Origin of the sequence: Roseixanthobacter pseudopolyaromaticivorans, from assembly GCF_043195145.2 — a bacterium.
Lineage (GTDB): Bacteria > Pseudomonadota > Alphaproteobacteria > Rhizobiales > Xanthobacteraceae > NCEH01.
Genome location: NZ_CM195539.1, coordinates 3,515,041 through 3,533,930 on the forward strand (window position 1 = coordinate 3,515,041; position 18,890 = coordinate 3,533,930).

Sequence of the window (18,890 nt, forward strand, 5' to 3'; positions counted from 1 at the left end):
ATGGCCGCGCCCGCCCTCTCCCTCCACGCCTTGCCTGGGATTCCCCTGGTGGAGCCCGGCGACGACCTCGCCGGCCTGCTCGGCGCGGCACTGGAAGAGAGCGGGCTGGGCCTGCAGGACGGCGACGTTCTGGTGGTGGCGCAGAAGATCGTCTCCAAGGCGGAAGGGCGTTATCTCGCATTCGCCGACGTGACGCCCTCTCCTGCGGCAATCGAGATCGCCGCGCGCCTGCGCAAGGACCCGCGTCATGTGGAAGCGGTGCTCGGCGAATCGTCCGAGATCGTCCGGGAGGGTCCCCATGTGCTTGTGGTCGCCCACAAGCTGGGCTTCGTCATGGCCAATGCCGGTGTGGACGAATCCAACATCGACCATGAGGCCGGCGCGCGCGTGCTGTTGCTCCCGCGCGAACCGGACCGCTCTGCGGCAGAATTGAAATCCCGCCTCGACGCCCGCTTCGGCGCCTCTGTCGGCATTGTCATCAACGACAGTTTCGGCCGGCCCTGGCGCAACGGCGTCGTCGGCGTCGCGATCGGCGCAGCGGGCGTGCCCTCCCTGGTGGACATGGTCGGCGCACCGGATCTGTTCGGCCGCGCGATGCGCGTGACGGAAATCGCCGTGGCGGACGAACTCGCCTCCGCCGCCTCCCTGCTCATGGGCCAGGGCGACGAGGGCCTGCCGGCCGTGCTGGTGCGCGGATATCGGCGCGCTGCGCCGGAACGGCCCGCCGCCGCCCTCATCCGCCCCCGCGAACGCGATATGTTCCGATGAACGCTCCGCTTTCTCCGCTCCGCTCCCGCTCCGGCCCCATCGTCGCGCTCTGCGGTGGCGTGGGCGGTGCCAAGCTCGCGCTCGGCCTAGAGCAGGAATTCGGCGCGGCGGTGTCACTCGTCGTCAATACGGGCGATGATTTCGAGCATCTCGGGCTCGCCATCTCCCCCGATCTCGACAGCGTGCTCTACAAGCTGAGCGGGCTCAGCGACGAGGTGCGCGGCTGGGGTCGGGCGGACGAGACGTGGAATTTCATGGCCGCGCTGGGAGAACTGGGCGGGGAAACCTGGTTTCAGCTTGGCGACCGCGACCTTGCGCTCCACGTGGAGCGCACACGGCGCCTGAAGCTCGGCGAGAGTCTCACCCAGATCACCGAATCGCTGCGCACCCGTCTTGGGGTGAGGGCGCGGCTCCTGCCCATGAGCGATGCCCCCGTGCGCACCCTGGTGCACACCGATGAGGGCACTCTGCCATTCCAGCGCTATTTCGTGGAGCGCCGATGCGCGCCTGCCGTGACCGGTTTCGCTTTTGACGGCACTGGGGCGGCGCAGCCCACCGCTGACGTGCTTGCTGCGCTCGCTGCACCGGATCTGCGGGCGGTCGTGATCTGCCCGTCCAATCCGTATCTCAGCATCGATCCCATTCTTGCCATTCCCCGGCTGCGAGCGGCGGTTGCCGCAGTGCGCGCCCCCATCGTCGCGGTCTCCCCCATCATTTCCGGCCAAGCGATCAAGGGGCCGACCGCCAAGATCATGGCGGAACTGAACGTACCCGCCACCTCGGCCGCCATCGCCGCCCATTACGGCACGCTGATCGACGGCATCGTGATCGACGCCGCCGACGCCGACGAGCGCGCCCGCATTCCCGCCCCGGTTTCGGCGGTGCCGACACTCATGAAAACGGCCGATGACAGCCTCCGCTTGGCACAGGACGTGTTGCGCTTCGCCGATGCGCTCGCGGCGGCAGGCGGGGTCATTCATGCGGACAGGGAGGCGGTGCGTCCATGAACAGCCATGTTCCCGCAGGCGATTTTCGCATCCCCCGCGATCTGTGGGCGCTCATTCCGGTGAAGCGCTTCGCCCTCGCCAAACGCCGCCTTGCGCCCCGGCTTTCGCAGGGCGAGCGTGCCGCGCTCGCCAAGGCCATGTTGCATCAAGTACTCGGCGTGCTGGCGGGCTGCCGGGGCATCGCCGGCATTCTCATTGTCACCAGTGATCCGGAGGCCATGGCGCTCGGCCGTGCGTTCGGCGCCCAGGTGCTGCCCGACGCGGTGGAAGCCGGGACCAACTCCGCCGTGCGCGCCGGCATGGCCGCGCTCCACCGGGCCGGCAAGGGCGGCGCCATCGTCGTGCCAGGCGACGTCCCAGGCGTCACGCGAGCGGAAGTGGAAGAGGTGATCGACGCGCTTGAGGGATCTTCCGTCGTGCTCGTTCCAGCGACCCGAGACGGCGGCACCAATCTGCTCGCGGCTTGCCCGCCGGCGCTCATGGCCCCGAGCTTCGGTCCCTGCAGCTTTGCCCGCCACGTGGAAAGTGCGCTGGCCGCAGGCATCGAGCCACGCGTGCTGCAACTGCCCGGCCTCGGGCGCGACATCGATGTGAGCGAGGATCTTGCGGCCCTGCCCGACGCCCTCGCGCCGTTTCATTTGCGAGCCCGCACCGGCGCGGCTCAGACCTTGCCCTCGCCGCTTGAGGAGCCGTTGCCCCTATGATCGCCCCCTCCCTCCTCGCTGATCTCCCCACCGGCGCCCGCCTTTCGCCCGAGCAGGCGTTTGCCCTGGTGGATATGAACGATCTCGCGCCTTTGCTTGAAGCGGCGGCGCAGCGGCGCGATGCGGCTCACGGGCAATTCGTTTCCTATTCGCGCAAGGTGTTCATTCCGCTCACCCAATTGTGCCGCGACGTCTGCCATTACTGCACCTTCGCCCATGCGCCGCGAAAGGGCGAGCGCGCCTTTCTCTCCCGCGAGGAGGTGCTGGCCATCGCCCGCGCCGGCCAGAAGGCAGGCTGCAAGGAAGCCCTGTTCACGCTCGGCGACAAGCCGGAGCTGCGCTATCAGTTCGCGCGCGACGCGCTGGCCGAGCTCGGCCACCCAACCACGCTCTCCTATCTCGCAGAGATGGCCGAGCTGGTGTTCCGCGAAACCGGGCTGCTGCCCCATGTGAACCCCGGCCTGCTGACCGCCGAGGACGTGGCGGCGCTGCGGCGGGTGTCCATCTCCCAAGGCATCATGCTGGAGAGCACCTCCGAGCGCCTCATGGCAAAAGGCGCGGCGCACCACGGCTCGCCCGACAAGATCCCAGCCGCGCGTCTGGAAACCATGCGCATCGCCGGCGAACAGGGCGTGCCCTTCACCAGCGGCATCCTGATCGGCATCGGCGAGACCCGCGCCGAGCGCATCGAATCCTTGCTGGCCCTGCGCGATCTCAACGACACCTACGGGCATATCCAGGAAATCATCGTCCAGAATTTCCGCCCCAAGCCGGGCACCCGTATGGCCAAGGCCGAGGCGCCCTCGCTCGACGAGCACCTGTGGACCATCGCCATCACCCGCCTGTTGTTCGAGCCGGAGATGAACATCCAAGCGCCGCCCAACCTCAGCCCCGGCGCGCTCAACAAGCTGGTGGCGGCGGGCATCAACGACTGGGGCGGTGTCTCTCCCGTCACGCCGGACCATGTGAATCCGGAAGCCCCGTGGCCGCATCTGCGGGTGCTCGAATCCGCCACCAAGGCCGCCGGCAAGATTCTGACGGAGCGGCTTGCCATCTATCCGGCTTTTGCCGCCCATTCCCGTCGCTGGGTGGACGAGGGGCTGCGCACCAAGCTGCTCGACATCATCGACGGCGAGGGATGGCCGCGCGCCGACGACTGGTGCCCTGGCTCCACTGACCGCCTGCCGGCCAAAGAAGGTGCGCTGCTGAGGCCCTCCGCCCCAGCCAGCACCGACAGCGTGCTCACGCGCATTCTTGACCGGGCTGTTGCCGGCATCGCGATCGAGGAAACCGAGATCGTGCGCCTGTTCCGGGCCCGGGACGAGGAATTCACCGCCGTGTGCCGGGCCGCCGACGAACTGCGCCGCGCGGTGAACGGCGATACGGTGAGCTACGTCGTCACGCGCAACATCAACTACACCAACATCTGCTATTTCAAATGCCAATTCTGTGCCTTCTCCAAGGGCAAGCTGAGCGAGAATCTGCGCGGCCGCCCCTACGACCTTGAAATGGAGGAAGTAGCGGACCGGGTGCGCGAGGCCTGGGCACGCGGCGCGACCGAAGTCTGCATGCAAGGCGGCATCCACCCCTCCTACACGGGCCAGAAATATCTCGACCTCTGCAAGGTGGTGAAGGACGCGGTGCCGCAGATGCACATGCACGCCTTCTCACCCCTTGAGGTGAGCCAGGGCGCCAAGACGCTGGGCGTCAGCATTCCCGATTTCCTGGCGGCGCTGAAGGAGGCGGGGCTTTCCACCTTGCCTGGCACGGCGGCGGAAATCCTTGATGACGAAGTGCGCGCCCATCTGTGCGCCGACAAGATCAACACCCAGGAATGGCTCGACGTGATGCGCGCGGCGCATTCGCTCGGCCTGCGCTCAACCGCCACCATCATGTATGGCCACATCGAGCGCTACGAGCACTGGGCGCGGCATCTCATCCGGGTGCGCGACCTGCAGGTGGAGACCGGCGGCTTCACCGAGTTCGTGCCGCTCCCGTTCGTGCACATGGAAGCACCAATCTACCTGAAGGGGCGATCCCGCAAGGGGCCGACCCTACGCGAGACGATCCTGATGCACGCGGTGGCCCGGCTCGCACTCCATCCGCACATCACCAATATTCAGGCCTCCTGGGTGAAGCTCGGGCCCGAGGGCGTGAAGCTCGCCCTTTCGGCTGGCGTCAACGATCTCGGCGGCACGCTCATGGACGAAACCATCTCCCGTTCCGCCGGGGCGAGCCACGGGCAGGAGATGACGCCCCGTTCGATGGAGATGATCATCCGCTCCGCCGGACGCGCGCCGCGCATGCGCACCACGCTGTATGATGACGCTCCGGCATTACTGGGCGAGCGCGCGCGCAACGTGAATGCCCCCACCGCATTGCAGATGGCCGCTCACAGCTAAGAAAACTGCGAAGAGACGCCGATTTTGGAGCAAAAAGGATTTGCCATTCCCCAAGCGTATTGTACTAATAATAGTATGATAATATGACCTTAGGTCGCCAGATCCGTTTCGGCGGGGGAGTTTTTCTGAGATGAGTGCAGCGCACGTACCCGGATCGGCTCCGGGCATCGTCAATGCTGAGCAGCGGCAGGCTGCGATCCGGCACATGCGGGACGCGGGTCTGAGCCTGCCGACTTTCGGTCAACTGGCCGATCCCTCGACCATTCCCGCCGCGCGGACCGTCGCCCTGGCTGATGTGGACCGCAATGCGCCGGACGGCGCCAATCTGTGGCGCATTCATTGGAACAACGCCGCCGACGGCCGCGGGACGGTGCCGGTTCCTGACCACATCGTGCTGCCGAGCGCCCTCACCGGCGTCGCCGCCCCGATCGTGGTGCTGCTGGGTGCACGCTTCCCGCTGATCGGCGCGCACAAGGTGTTGCCCGCCTATGCGGGCCTGGTGACGCAACTCGTCACCGGCGCGTTCGATCTCTCCCACCACAAGGCCGTGTGGCCGTCCACCGGCAATTATTGCCGGGGCGGCATCGCCGTCTCGCGCATCATCGGCTGCGCCGGCGTTGCCGTGCTGCCAGCGGGCATGAGCCAGGAGCGCTTCGACTGGCTGGAAAAATGGGTTTCCAGCCCGGCCCATATCGTTCGCACGCCGGGCACGGAAAGCAACGTCAAGGAAATCTACGACGCCTGCAATGAAATGCAGAAGGATGAAAGCAACGTCATCCTGAACCAGTTCTCGGCCTATTCGAACTATATGGTGCACCGCGCCGCCACCGGTGCGGCATGTGCGAGCGTGTTCGAGAGCCTGAAGGCCGGCGCGCCGGGGAGCCGTCTCGCCGCCTTCGTCTCCGCGACCGGCTCCGCGGGCACCATCGCCGCGGGCGATCATCTGAAAGCCATCTACGGCACGCGCATTGCGGCAGTGGAAGCGCTGGAATGCCCGACGATGCTCGAGAACGGCTATGGCGAGCACAATATCCAGGGCATCGGCGACAAGCATATCCCGCTCATCCACAATGTGATGAACACGGACTTTGTGGTCGCCGTATCGGACCGCGCCAGCGACCGGCTCAACCTGCTGTTCGGCACCGATGTCGGCCGCGCCTATCTGGCCGACCGCAAGAAGATCGACCCCGCGCTGATCGCTGCCTTCGACAATATCGGCATTTCCGGCATGGCCAATATCGTCGCCTCCATCAAGCTCGCCAAATACATGCGCTATGGCGCGGACGACGTGGTGGTGACCATCGCCACCGACGGGGCCGGCCTCTATGAGACCGAACGCTCGTCCTATCTCGCCAAGCATTACGGCGGCAGCTTCGACACGGTGGACGCGGCCGAAACCTACACATTCGCCATCGAGGCGGCCTCTACAGCCGACATGCTGGAACTGAGCGAGAGCGACCGCCGGCGCATCTTCAACCTCGGCTACTACACCTGGGTGGAGCAGCAGGGGATCGCCTTCGAGGATTTCGAGCGCCGCAAGCACCAATCGTTCTGGGATGGGCTTGCCGCCCAGCTTCCGGTCTACGACCGACTGATCGAAGAGTTCAACGCGGAAGTAAACGCCTCCTAAAAAGCAAAAGCTTCCTTTAGACCAGAGGAGACGATTTTGACGGCATCAGGCGTGACGCCCTATGCGCAATTGCGTGAAGATCTCTCGCAGCGGGACAAGAGCCTGCGCGAGAAGGTCGTGACGCTCGAAGAGGCCGCCTCCTTCGTGCCGGATGGTGCGAGCGTGGGCATCGGCGGGTCGACCATGTCGCGCACGCCGATGGCGATGATCTGGCAGCTCATGCGCGCCCGCAAGAAGGGCCTCACCTGCTCGCGCAGCATCATTTCGACCGATGGCGATTTGTTGTTCGGCTCGGGCATCTGCGACCACATCATCACCAGCTGGTTCGCTCAGGGCATCCTGTGGGGTCTCTCCAAGGTGATGCGCCACCATGTCGAGACCGGCGGCGCGACCTATGAGGAATGGAGCCACATGGCGGTCGGCATGCGCTTCCGCGCCGGCGGCATGGGCGTGCCCTTCCTGCCGATCCGCTCCATGCTCGGGTCGGACGTGCTGCGCATTCGCCCCGAGGCGAAGGAAATCGACTGCCCCTTCACCGGCGAAAAGCTGCTGCTGGTTCCGGCGCTCAATCCGGACGTGGCGCTGATCCATGTCCAGCGCTGCGACGCCTATGGCAACGCGCAGATGGACGGCCTGCAATTCATGGACATCGACCTCGCCATGGCGGCGAAGCGGGTGATCCTGACTACGGAGCGCATCGTCTCCAACGACCAGATCCGCCGGGCGCCCGACCAGACCAAGATCCCCTTCTTCTGCGTAGATGCGGTGGTGGAAGTGCCGTACGGCTCCGCTCCGCACGAATGCTTCGGCCTTTACGAGCCCATGATGAAGCACATGGCCGCTTATGTGGCGCAGGTAAACAAGGCGCCCGTCGAGGGCATGCGCGAGTACCTGGAAAAATACGTCTACGGCCCCGCCTCCTGGAACGAATACCTCTCGCTCATCGGCCTTGAGGAAATCCTGGAAGCCAGCCAGCGCGGACGGAGCATCTACAATGACTGAGGCGCACCGCTACACGGCGACCGAGATCCTCGCCATCCTCAGCGCCCGCCAACTCAAGGACGGGCAGGTGGTGTTCGCCGGCGTCGGCATTCCGCTGCTGGCGGCCACGCTGGCCCAGCGGCTGCGCTGCCCCGGCTTGACCATCCTGTTCGAGGGCGGCGTGGTCGGCGCGTTCGTCGAGCCCGGCAAGCTGCCGCCCTCCACCAACGACCAGCGCTGCACCAAGCGCGCCAACATGGTGCTCGGCTCCACCGATGTGCTGCTGCTTTTGCAGCGCGGCTATGTGGACATCGGCTTCATGGGCGGCGCGCAGATCGACCAGTTCGGCAATCTGAACTCGTCCTTCATCGGCGATCCGGAGCACCCCAAGACGCGGCTGCCGGGCACCGGCGGCGGCAACGACATCTCCAGCCTGACCAACATGATCGTCGCCATGAAGCACGAGAAGCGGCGGTTCGTGGAGCATGTGGACTTCATCACGAGCCCCGGCTTCATCCGCGGTGGCACCTCGCGCGCCGAAAGCGGCCTGCCGGCGGGCGGCATGTTCCGCGTCATCACCGAGCTTGCGGTGTTCGGTTTCGACGATGCCGAGCGGCGCATGAAGGTGCTTGCCCTCAATCCGGGGGTCACCCGCGAGGAGGTGCAGGACAACACCGGGTTCGACCTGGTGTTCGACGCCCAGAGCGCAGTCACCGAACCGCCCACCGAGCACGAATTGTCCACCCTGCGGATGCTCGATCCCGAGCGCCTGTTCACTGCCTGAAAAGGCCAATGGAGGAACAAGAATGACCATCCTGTCCAAGACCTTCGGGATCGCCTCGCGGAATTTCACCGCCTATCCGGAAATGCCGGATGCGCCCGGCCTCGTCGAATACGGCGTGAAGTGCGAAGAGCTCGGCTATGATTCCATCTGGGTGTGGGATCACATGCTGCTCGGCGTCGAGCCGAACTTCCCCATCATTGACTCCCTGACCGTGCTGACCGCCATCGCCGCGCGCACCACGCGCATCAAGCTGGGAACGGGCATTCTGGTTCTGCCGCTGCGCAATGCGGTGGCGCTCGCCAAGCAGCTGTCCAGCATGGACCAGCTCTCCAAGGGCCGCATGGTCATGGGCATGGCCTCCGGCTGGTACAAGCGCGAATTCGATGCCATGGGCATCCCGTTCGAGAAGCGCGGCAAGATCATGGATGAAAATCTGGAGATCCTGAACCGCCTGTTCACTGAGGATAAGGTGGACGGCGAGTACATGTTCCACAAGATCTCCGCCGCGGTTATGTATCCTAAGCCCTATCAGCAGCCGCGCATGCCGATCCTCATCGGCGGCTATGTGGACAAGGTCCTGCAGCGTGCCGCAACCGTCGGCGATGGCTGGCTGACCTATTTCTACCGTCCCGAGGACTTCAAGAAGTCCTGGGTCAAGCTGCGCAACTTCGCTGAAGAAGGCGGCAAGGATCCCGACACCCTGCTCAATGCCTCCCAGCTGCCCATCATGGTGGGTGACTCCAAGGCCGCCGTGCAGGACGAGATGATGGACTGGCTGAACAAGGAATGGGACTTCCCGGCCTATAGCGACTGCACCCGCGAGAGCGCCATCATGGGCAACGTCGATGAATGCGTCGCCCAGCTCCAGGAGCAGATCGACGCCGGCGTGCAGAAGATCATCTTCGTTCCCTACAAGTATCGCCCCGATCAGGTCGAGGTGATCGCCAAGGAAATCATTCCCCGCCTCAAGGCCCTCTGAGGCGGCGCCTCAAGCCCCCGGGTCCTCCCGGGGGCATTTTCTTTTGCATCTGGACACCGCCGCGAGCCGGCGCAACAAGACTTTCCGGAGACAGTGCAATGAGCGACCCGAACCGTCAGGCCCTTCTGGACACAATCGACGCCAATCGCGACAAGGCGATCGCCTTCTTGCAGAAGATGATCACCATCCCGAGCGTGACCGGCGATGAAGCCGCAATCCAGAATTTCCTCAACGAATACATGACCAACATCGGCCTCGATGTCGATATGTGGGAAACCGATTGGGAAGAGCTGAAGAAGCACCCCGGTTATCGCCCCGTCGACCGCGGCTATGAGAACCGCCCGAACATCGTCGCCACCTTCAAGGGCGCCGGCGGCGGGCGCTCGCTGCTGCTGAACGGCCACACCGATGTGATCCCGGTCGGCAACGGCGAAGGCTGGACCGACAATCCCTGGTCCGGCCTCATCAGAGACGGCCGCATCTATGGGCGCGGTTCGGCGGACATGAAGAGCGGTGTCGCCAGCCACATCATGGCGGTGGAGTTCATGAAGGAACTCGGCCTGCAGCCCAAGGGCGACGTCTACATCAACGTCGTGATCGACGAGGAGGTCAGCGGCCACGGCACGCTCGACACCGTGATCCGCGGCTATAAGGCGGACGCCGGCATTTCCGGCGAGACCAGCGACCTGCACGTGCAGCCGGCCTGCATCGGCCGCATCTGGTTCGAGATCGACATCAACGGCAAGCCCGCCGGCATCCAGCAGCGCTACAAGGGCATTTCCGGCATCACGCTCGGCAACAAGATCGCCGCCGCGGTGCAGGAACTGGAAGACGAGCGCGTGGCCACGGTCACCCATCCGCTCTATCCCAATGCGCTGGATTCCCTGCCCTGCATCATCGGCAGCTTCCAGGCCGGAAATTATCCGAGCGCTTTCCCGGCCACCTGCCTGCTCAAGGGCTCCATCGGCACGGTGCCGGGCGAGGACCACGAGGGCGTGAAGCGCAGCCTGGAAAAGAAGATCGCCGAGCATGCTGCCCGCGATCCCTGGATGAAGGATCATCCCCCGGTCGTGCGTTTCGTGGGCTATGACGCGCAGGCCTCCGAAATTCCCCGCGACCACCCGATCGTGGACATCGTCAGCAAGACCTACACGGAGATTTCCGGCCACCAGCCGATCATTTCCGGTCGCCAGGGCGCGGCGGATACCCGCTTCCTAAACCTCTATGCCGACACGCCCACCGTGATCTTTGGACCCGGCTCTACCGCCGTCATGCACTCGAACGACGAATATGTGTCGATCGAGGATTACATCACGGCCATCAAGGTCATGGCGCTGAGCATCTACGACTGGTGCGGCGTAGAGAAGAAGTGAGGCCAAGGCTTCACGCATTGCGACGTTTGGTCGCCGGTTCGAAGAGCCGGCCGTTTTTCTATATGCGCAGCTCCGCGCCTCTGCCGCTCCTTCTTTGGCTTGCCGGGGAGCTGATGCGTGAGGGGCCGTTCTGCCCAATCGAACCACACTTCTTCTGCTTAAGACAAAACGCATCTTCCCCAGCGACAAACGCAACAGAATTGCATTTGAGACCCTGATTTAGAGCCCCGCGTCCTCTTTCGGCACACTAACGTTGCATAAAGAGCACAAGGACGCGGCATGCTTATTCCCAATGCACATCCCGATCACGACCGTCCGCTGGACCCACAGGACGCCGAATGCCTGTCCCTGGCGGCGGCGGATGAGGTTGAGCGTTTCCTCGGCCACCGGCCGGAACATGTGCCAACCCCGCTCCACTTTCTGCCGGCGCTTGCTCGCGAACTGAAAATCGCCTCCATCGCCGTGAAGGATGAAAGCACACGCCTCGGGCTCGGCAGCTTCAAGGCGCTCGGCGGTTCCTATGCCGTGATCCGGCTGGTGCTGGAAGAAGCGGGCCGCCGTCTTGGCCGCTCCGTGGACATTTCCGAACTGCTCACCCCGGAGATCCGCGCGATCGCTCAGACCATGACGGTGGGCTGCGCCACGGACGGCAACCACGGCCGCTCGGTCGCCGCCGGGGCGCAATTGGTGGGCGCGACAGCCGCCATCTTCGTGCATTCCGGTGTCAGTGCCGACCGTGTGGAAGCCATCGCCCGCTTCGGCGCGCGCATGATCCACGTGCCCGGCACCTATGACGACGCGGTGGAGGAAGCCGCGCGCAAATGTGCTGCCGAGGGCTGGATCGTCGTCTCCGATACCTCCTGGCGGGGCTACGAGCGCATTCCCGGCCTCGTCATGCAGGGCTATACCGCGATGATTCGCGAGGCGGTCGCCGCTATGCCTGAAAAGCCGACCCATGTGTTTATGCAGGCCGGTGTCGGCGGCCTCGCAGCGGCAGTGGCCGGACATCTCGCTGTGATCTACGGAGAGGCGCGTCCGCGCTTCATCGTCGTAGAGCCGGCCCGCGCGGCCTGCCTGTTCGAAAGCGCCAAGGCCGGGCAGTCCGTCAAAATCGAAGCGGGCGAACCCACCATCATGGCGATGCTGGAATGCTACGAACCCTCGCTGGTGGCATGGCGCATTCTGTCGCGTACCGCCGATGCCTTCATGACCGTGGACGAGGCCGATGCGGAGGACATGATGCGCCGCCTCGCGCGGCCGCTGCCCGGCGACCCGGCGATCGTCTCGGGTGAAAGCGGCGGGGCGGGTCTCGCCGGGCTGGTCAAGGTGGCGAAAAGCGAGCGCCTGCGTGATACGCTCGGTATCGACGATAGCTCTCGGGTGTTCGTGATCAACACCGAGGGGGCCACCGATGCGGGCCGCTACGCCGCCATCGTCGGCGCCTCCCCTGCGGAGATTCTCCGCAGGCCTGACGCTGCGAAGGCTTCCGCGTAGAATTCGGTGTCCATGCCGCTGCGGGACTTGAAATCCGCGCGGCCACTCGTATTATTGTGCTAATAATAATACGTTTTAGTATCCCCGTACGGGACGGTACGAAAAACGAGCTTTCTTCGAAGTTTTCTGTGTGGATCTGCCGCCGCCCGGGGCGTGATTTGGTCGCACACATTCTGCGAAGAAAGTAAAAATCAATAACCGGCGCCGCTGTTTCACAGTCAAGGATGCCGGATACCTTCAGTGGGAAATTGACGGCAGGTCGGTCCTCCTCCTCCCTCAGCTTCTCCCGTTCAATGGGTTTCGCCCGCGTCGTGCGTCTTCCTGCGCGCGCAACGCGACATGCGGCGAAGCCCCCAGTAGGAGCGGTCATGGACCAGTTGCTGCAACATATTGCCAATGCCCTCATCATGGGCGGCACCTATGCCCTGCTGGGCATCGGGCTGACGCTGATCTTCGGCATCATGCGCGTGGTGAACTTCACCCACGGTGAACTCTACGCGCTCGGTGCTTACATGATGTATTTCGTGGCAGGCATGCTGGGCCTGAACTTCTTCCTGGCCATCGGCTTCGCGATCTTCGCCGGGTTGGTGCTCGGCGCGCTTATCGAGCTGATCCTGCTGCGGCCGAAACGCAACGCCGACATCGATACGACCATGCTGCTGATGATCGGCGCCTGGATCGTGCTGCAGAATGTCGAGACGCTCACTTGGGGCAGTGTCGCAAAATCCGTTCCCTCGCCGCTTCCCACCGAACCGCTAGTGATCGGCCCGGTCTCGCTCTCCTGGCTGCGCCTGCTGGTGCTGGGCCTTGCTTTGGCGCTGATCGCGGCAACCTACGCCCTCATCAACCGCACCAAGCTCGGCAAGGCCATGCGTGCCACCTTCCAAGATAGCAGCACGGCGGCCCTGATGGGCGTGAACATCAACCTCGTGTACACCATGACCTTCGCCCTTGGATCGAGCCTCGCCGCGGCGGCGGGCGCGCTTCTCGGCCCGGTGTTCGTGGTAACGCCCACCATGGGCGACCTCGCCTCGCTGAAAGCCTTTGCCATCGTCATTCTTGGCGGGCTGGGCAGCATTTCGGGCGCGACCATCGGCGGGTTCATCCTCGCGTTCGTCGAGGAATTGGGCGCCGGCTACATCTCGTCCGGATACCGCGACGCCATGGGTTTCATCATCATCATCCTGGTTCTTCTGTTCCGGCCCACCGGCCTGTTCGCGCGCGTGGAGCGTATCGGATGAGACGCCTTCTTCCTTATCTCGTCATTCTCTTCTTCGGCTGCGTTCCGCTTTGGCTGAAGGACCAGTATTTCCTGCATACGCTGGTGGTGTCCGGCATCTTCATCCTCGCGGCACTCAGCCTTAACCTGCTGCTCGGTTACACTGGGCAGCTGAGCCTCGGCCACGTCGCCTTTTTCGGCATCGGCGCCTATGTCAGCGCCCTCACGACGCTGGGCTTTGAGGTCACGCTGTTCGGCCATACGTTCGTGCATGGGCAATGGCCCGCCGTGGTCGGCTTGCTGCTCGGCACAATTGTCGCGGGCCTGTGCGGCTACATCATCGGACGGTTGTCGTTCCGTGTGCGCGGCGCCTATTTCGTGATCGTCACGGTGAGCTTCGCCGAGGTGACGCGCCTTGTCGCCCTCAATTGGGTGGAACTCACCAATGGCCCGCTGGCCCTGCCCGGCATCCCGCCGCTGACCCTCGGCTCGGATCTTACCGGCTACGTCACGCTCTGGGCGAAATGGCAAAACTATTACGTGGTGCTGTTTTTCATCGCGCTGGGCTACATCATCATCAAGCGCATCGTGAACTCGCCCTATGGGCGCGCCATGATCGCCCTGCGCGAGAATGAATCCCTCGCCATGTCGGTGGGCATCGACGTGACGCGCTATCTCGTGCTCGCCGCCATCATCTCGGCTGCCATGGCGGGCGCGGCGGGCGGGCTCTATGCCCATTACCTTCAGATCATCGATCCTATGATCTTCATGTTCCTCAATACGGTGACCATGGTCATCATGGTGATCACGGGCGGCAAGGGCACTCTGGCCGGGCCGCTGGTCGGCGGCCTCATCTTCGGCATCGCGCCGGTCCTGCTGCGTGAATATGTGGGGCCGGAGGTGCAGTGGATCCTCTATGGCGTGCTGATGATCCTGATCGTGTTCATCCTGCCGCAGGGCATCGTTCCGGCGATCGAGCGCTGGTTCTCCCGGCCGCCGTCAGCCCCCGCGTCCCTCACCCTGACCGAGAAGGGAGAGCAGGCATGAACGCCTTCACGAAAGCCAAGATCGCTCTCTCGATCGAACATGTGGCAGTGCATTTCGGCGGGCTCGTCGCAATCGCCGACATGAATTTCGACGTCAGGGAAGGGGAACTGGTCAGCCTCATCGGCCCCAACGGGGCGGGCAAGACCACCGCCTTTAACGTGATCACCGGCTTTCTGCGGCCGACCAAGGGGCAGGTCACCTTTCGCGGCACCTCGCTCAACGGCCTCAAGCCGCACCAGGTGACCAATCTCGGCTTGGTGCGCACCTTTCAGCGCACCAGCGTGTTCGACAAGAACACGGTGTTCGAGAATGCCCTGATCGGTCTGCACCGGCGCAATCGCGCGACCCTCTTCGGGACCTTGCTGGGCCTGCCGAAAGAGAAGCGCGAGGAGGAGAAACTGCGCGAGGAAGCCTGGGAGATCCTGCGCGTCGTGGGGATCGATCATCAGGCGAACGAACTGGGCGGCAGCCTGCCTTATGGCGACCAGCGGCTGCTGGGCGTCGCCCTGGCATTGGCGGCAAACCCGTCCGCCTTGCTGCTGGACGAACCGGTCTCCGGCATGAACGCCACGGAAACCGCCAACTTCATCAAGATCCTCCAGAAGATCCGCGCGCGTGGCGTGACAATCCTGCTGGTGGAGCACGACATGCCCATGGTGATGGGCATTTCCGACCGGATCGTTGTGCTCAACCACGGGCGTATTATCGCGGAGGGTCCGCCGAGCAAGATCCAGAGCGATCCCGAAGTGATCCGGGCCTATCTCGGCCAAGGGGTGAAGCATGCTTGAGATCCGCAACCTCGTCTGCCGCTATGGCAAGGTCACGGCCCTCAAGGGCATCTCGCTGAAGGTCGAGCGCGGTCAGATGGTCGCCCTGGTAGGCGCCAATGGCGCGGGCAAGAGCACCACCCTGCGCTCGATTTCCGGCCTCGTGCCCGCGGCGGGGGGGCAGATCCTGTTCGATGGCGAGGATATCACACGCTCCTCCCCGGCGCGGATTCTCGCCAAGGGCATCGCCCATTGTCCCGAGGGCCGGCGAGTGTTCGGCCAGATGAGCGTTGCCGAAAATCTGGAGATGGGCTGCTTCCTGCGCTCCGACAGCAAGGCCATCGCGGCCGATATGGCGCATATTTTCGAGCAATTTCCGCGCCTTGCCGAGCGCCGGCGGCAGATCGCCGGCACACTCTCCGGCGGCGAGCAGCAGATGCTGGCCATCGGCCGGGCAATGATGTCGCGACCGAAGCTGATTTTGTTCGACGAACCCTCGCTCGGGCTCGCACCCAACATCGTGGAGCAGGTGTTCGAGATCATCCAGACCATTCGCGCCTCTGGCACCACGGTGCTGATGGTGGAACAGAACGCCTATGCCGCGCTCGAAATGTGCGACTATGCGTATCTGCTGGAGACCGGCACCATGGCGCTGGAGGGCACCGGCAAAGCATTGATCGAGGATCCGCATGTCCATGAGGCCTATCTGGGCGGGGGCTTGTCGCATTAAACAGGCGCGCCCATCCCCGGGGTGGTCCGGCGCCCCGATGAAAATGCGGGCAGGAGCACCGCGCCAAACCTTTACCATCGGCTGTGACAGTTTCGAAGAGGGGGCGACGTCAGTCGCCCCCTCTTTTCGTTTTGATCATAAAAATCTTTATTTCTCAATTCGTTGAACCCTATCGAAGGCCGGACTGCGCACGCCGGCAGAGCCTCCTGCGGCGGGAAAAATCCGCACTCTGAGGGCCACGGCGCGGGTCCCGCCTGAGAAACTTGCAGGCAAGATGAAAAAAGCGCCTTGACACAAATCTAGATGACTAGTTTTCTAGTCTAAACCAGCGTCGAAGAACGCATCCAGAGGTAGCATCAATGTCTTCGCTTCACGCACGTCTTGCTGCGGGCCTTTTGCTCGTCGCCTCCTGTCTGCCCGCCTCCGCTCAGACCAAGGTGCGCTATCTGCTCACCTCGCCCAGCCCGACGGTGGCCGAGGCCCCGCATTCCTCGGTACCCGAGACGCTGGGCTTCTGGAAGTCGCAGGGACTGGACGTGGAGGTTTCCCCCTTCAGCGGGTCCACCGCCGCCGCTCAATTGGTGATCGCCGGCACCGCCGAATTCACCATGGCGAGCCCCGAAGCCTTGCTCTTCGGCCGGCAAGACGGCGCAAAGATCATCGCGGTCTATAATCATGTGCGCGAGCCGATCTATACGATCGCGGTTCTGAAAGACAGCGGCATCACCCAGCTGAAAGACTTAAAGGACAAGACCATCGGCGTGGTCAGCCTGTCAAGCGGCGCGGTTCCTGTGGCGAAGGCAATGCTCCGCTCAATCGGCTTCGATCCTGAGAAGGACGTGAAGTGGCTGCCCATCGGCCTCGGCGCCCAGGCCGCCGCCGCAATCAAGGCCAACCGCGTCGACGCGCTTGCTTTGTGGGACTGGAGCTACGCCCAGCTTGAGAATTACGGTCTCGCCTTCCGCCATTTCGAAACGCCGGAAACCTCCAAGCTGCTCAGCCTGATGCTGCTCGGCAACGAGGATTATGTGAACGCCAATCCTTCCGTGACCGAGAAGATGGGTCGTGGCATCGCCATGGGCACCCAGTTCACGCTCGCCAATCCGGAAGCGGCGGTGCGCATCCACTGGCAGAAGTATCCCGCCTCCAAGCCCACCAATATTCCCGAAGAGCAGGCGCTGAAGGAGGCGATCCATATCCTCGAAGCGCGCCTCGCCAAGTACAAGATCGACGGCCGCGCGGATCCCCGCTTCGGCGCCTTCACCCGCGAGGAGTGGGTCCAGACAGAAGACTTCTTCTACAACGCGGGCCTCATCAAGTCTAAGCCGGACGTGAGCACTTATTACACCAATAAGTTCGTCGAATATTACAACGCGTTCGACAAGAAGGCGATCATCGCCCAGGCGAAGGACTACAAATGAGCGGGCAGGCCGCAATCGCGATCCGGAAGGTCAGCAAAACCTTCCGGTCGCGTTCCAACGAGCAGATCGAAGCCTTGCGGGAAACCTCGCTGGACATCGACGACAAGCAGTTCGTATGCATCATCGGCCCCTCGGGCTGCGGGAAAAGCACCTTGCTCCGCATGATCGCGGGGCTGGAGAAGGCCTCTTCCGGCACCTTGGCCATTCGCGGCACCACCATCACCGGCCCGCGCCGCGACACCGGCCTGGTGTTCCAGACCCCGGTCCTGCTGCCCTGGCGAACGATCCTCAAGAACGTGCTGGTGCCCGCGGAAGTGTTGAAGCTGAACCGCAAGGAAGCCGAGACGCGGGCAAAGGACCTCCTCCAGCTCGTCGGCCTTGAGAAGTTCATGGACCGCTATCCGGACGAATTGTCCGGCGGCATGCGCCAGCGTGCCGCGATCGCCCGGTCGCTCATGCACGATCCCGACGTGCTGTTGATGGACGAACCCTTCGGCGCTCTCGACGCGCTGACGCGAGAATCCATGAATCTCGAACTGCTGCGCATCTGGCAGGCGAGCGCGAAGACGGTGGTGCTGGTCACCCATTCCATCGAGGAGGCCCTTCTCCTCTCCGACAAGGTGGCGGTGTTCTCCCCCCGGCCGGGCTCGATCATCGACGTGGTGGACGTGCCCTTGCCCCGTCCCCGCACCAGCCGCACCCGCGTCGATCCGGTGTTCGTGGAGCTTGCCGACAAGCTACGCGAATACTTCGCCTCGGACCCGCATTGAGCGCATCGGAAAGCAAACGCAATGAATTCGCGTCTCAAGCAGCTCATGCACCGGTACGGCCCACCGCTGGTCGCCGGCATCATCATCTTCGGCCTGTGGGAGGCGCTGCCCCGCTTGTTCGGCGTGTCGGCGCTGCTCATTCCGCCGCCCTCGTCCGTGCTACGCGCGCTCTGGATCATCTTCGATCGCGGGCTGCTGGTGGGGGCCACCCTTGTCACTCTGTTCGAGGCTCTCGCAGGCTTTCTCATCGGTTCGATGGCGGCGGTGGCCTGTGCGTTCCTGGTCACCCGCTCGGAACTGATCGAGCGTGCACTGATGCCCTATCTCGTCGGCTTCCAGGCCCTTCCGAAAGTGGCGCTGGCGCCGCTCATCGTGGTGTGGGTGGGCATCGGGATCGAATCCAAGATCGCCATCGCAGCCATCATTTCGTTCTTCCCCGTGCTCATCAATGCGATCATCGGTTTCTCCACCATCGAAGCTGAGAAGATCGACCTGATGCGGTCACTGGTGGCCTCGCGCTGGCAGGAATTCCACATGGTGGTGTTCCCCAATTCGCTGCCCTTCATCTTCGCCGGGCTGAACGTCGCCATCGTCTTTTCCATCACCGGCGCGCTGGTGGGAGAGTTCATCGGCGCCGATCGCGGTCTCGGCAATCTGCTGATGCAGCTGAACTACAACATGGACGTGTCCGGCATGTTCGCGGTGCTGGTGGTGCTCGCCATACTCGGCATCGCGCTGCACGCCATGGTGCGCTTCTTCCACGTGCGCCTGGTTTTCTGGGGCAAGCCCAAGGGCTTGGCCAACGACCACTGAA

Annotated in this window: 17 protein-coding genes; all 17 read left to right on the forward strand. The window is 63.8% G+C overall.

Annotation, left to right across the window (positions count from 1 at the left end; genetic code table 11):
* The 17 genes from cofE (at position 1) to V5F68_RS16700 (ending at position 18,889) form a co-directional block, all read left to right on the forward strand.
* Positions 1–768 (forward strand): coenzyme F420-0:L-glutamate ligase, encoded by a 768-nt coding sequence (gene cofE / locus V5F68_RS16620; RefSeq protein WP_394014131.1) that lies wholly within the window; start codon positions 1–3, stop codon positions 766–768.
* Positions 765–1,775, forward strand: coding sequence for a 2-phospho-L-lactate transferase (cofD, locus tag V5F68_RS16625; protein ID WP_394014132.1), 1,011 nt, complete (start codon positions 765–767; stop codon positions 1,773–1,775). The genes cofE and cofD overlap by 4 nt, the downstream gene beginning before the upstream one ends.
* Complete coding sequence (gene cofC / locus V5F68_RS16630) at positions 1,772–2,479, forward strand: 2-phospho-L-lactate guanylyltransferase (protein WP_394014133.1); 708 nt, start codon at positions 1,772–1,774, stop codon at positions 2,477–2,479. Before cofD ends, cofC begins: the two co-directional genes overlap by 4 nt.
* A complete protein-coding gene (gene cofH, locus V5F68_RS16635) occupies positions 2,476–4,881 on the forward strand; it encodes a 5-amino-6-(D-ribitylamino)uracil--L-tyrosine 4-hydroxyphenyl transferase CofH (RefSeq protein WP_394014134.1) in 2,406 nt (801 codons plus the stop codon). The genes cofC and cofH overlap by 4 nt, the downstream gene beginning before the upstream one ends.
* Before the next feature lie 130 nt (positions 4,882–5,011).
* A complete protein-coding gene (locus V5F68_RS16640; RefSeq protein ID WP_394014135.1) occupies positions 5,012–6,511 on the forward strand; it encodes a pyridoxal-phosphate dependent enzyme in 1,500 nt (499 codons plus the stop codon).
* Positions 6,512–6,547: 36 nt separating this feature from the next.
* The gene (locus V5F68_RS16645) at positions 6,548–7,513 is read left to right on the forward strand and encodes a CoA transferase subunit A (protein ID WP_394014136.1); all 966 of its coding nucleotides are present in this window, start codon (positions 6,548–6,550) and stop codon (positions 7,511–7,513) included.
* Positions 7,506–8,276, forward strand: a complete 771-nt coding sequence (locus V5F68_RS16650; protein ID WP_394014137.1) for a CoA-transferase subunit beta — start codon at positions 7,506–7,508, stop codon at positions 8,274–8,276. Before V5F68_RS16645 ends, V5F68_RS16650 begins: the two co-directional genes overlap by 8 nt.
* A 22-nt stretch (positions 8,277–8,298) precedes the next feature.
* Entirely contained in the window at positions 8,299–9,255 is a 957-nt protein-coding gene (locus V5F68_RS16655; protein WP_394014138.1) for an LLM class flavin-dependent oxidoreductase, read from the forward strand.
* 98 nt (positions 9,256–9,353) lie between these two features.
* Positions 9,354–10,628 carry an ArgE/DapE family deacylase gene (locus V5F68_RS16660; protein WP_394014139.1) on the forward strand — a complete coding sequence of 425 codons (1,275 nt, stop codon included), beginning with the start codon at positions 9,354–9,356 and terminating at the stop codon, positions 10,626–10,628.
* Positions 10,629–10,907: 279 nt separating this feature from the next.
* Positions 10,908–12,122: a diaminopropionate ammonia-lyase gene (locus tag V5F68_RS16665; RefSeq protein ID WP_394014140.1), complete on the forward strand. Its 1,215-nt coding sequence runs from the start codon at positions 10,908–10,910 to the stop codon at positions 12,120–12,122.
* A 368-nt stretch (positions 12,123–12,490) separates the two neighbouring features.
* Positions 12,491–13,363, forward strand: a complete 873-nt coding sequence (locus V5F68_RS16670; RefSeq protein WP_394014141.1) for a branched-chain amino acid ABC transporter permease — start codon at positions 12,491–12,493, stop codon at positions 13,361–13,363.
* Positions 13,360–14,388, forward strand: a complete 1,029-nt coding sequence (locus V5F68_RS16675; protein ID WP_394014142.1) for a branched-chain amino acid ABC transporter permease — start codon at positions 13,360–13,362, stop codon at positions 14,386–14,388. The genes V5F68_RS16670 and V5F68_RS16675 overlap by 4 nt, the downstream gene beginning before the upstream one ends.
* Positions 14,385–15,176: an ABC transporter ATP-binding protein gene (locus tag V5F68_RS16680; RefSeq protein WP_394014143.1), complete on the forward strand. Its 792-nt coding sequence runs from the start codon at positions 14,385–14,387 to the stop codon at positions 15,174–15,176. The genes V5F68_RS16675 and V5F68_RS16680 overlap by 4 nt, the downstream gene beginning before the upstream one ends.
* The gene (locus V5F68_RS16685; protein ID WP_394014144.1) at positions 15,169–15,885 is read left to right on the forward strand and encodes an ABC transporter ATP-binding protein; all 717 of its coding nucleotides are present in this window, start codon (positions 15,169–15,171) and stop codon (positions 15,883–15,885) included. Before V5F68_RS16680 ends, V5F68_RS16685 begins: the two co-directional genes overlap by 8 nt.
* A gap of 359 nt (positions 15,886–16,244) precedes the next feature.
* Positions 16,245–17,306 (forward strand): ABC transporter substrate-binding protein, encoded by a 1,062-nt coding sequence (locus V5F68_RS16690; protein WP_394014145.1) that lies wholly within the window; start codon positions 16,245–16,247, stop codon positions 17,304–17,306.
* On the forward strand, positions 17,303–18,076 hold the full coding sequence (locus tag V5F68_RS16695; RefSeq protein ID WP_394014146.1) for an ABC transporter ATP-binding protein: 774 nt from the start codon (positions 17,303–17,305) through the stop codon (positions 18,074–18,076). The genes V5F68_RS16690 and V5F68_RS16695 overlap by 4 nt, the downstream gene beginning before the upstream one ends.
* A gap of 21 nt (positions 18,077–18,097) precedes the next feature.
* Complete coding sequence (locus V5F68_RS16700; RefSeq protein ID WP_394014147.1) at positions 18,098–18,889, forward strand: ABC transporter permease; 792 nt, start codon at positions 18,098–18,100, stop codon at positions 18,887–18,889.
* Position 18,890 lies beyond the last annotated feature (1 nt).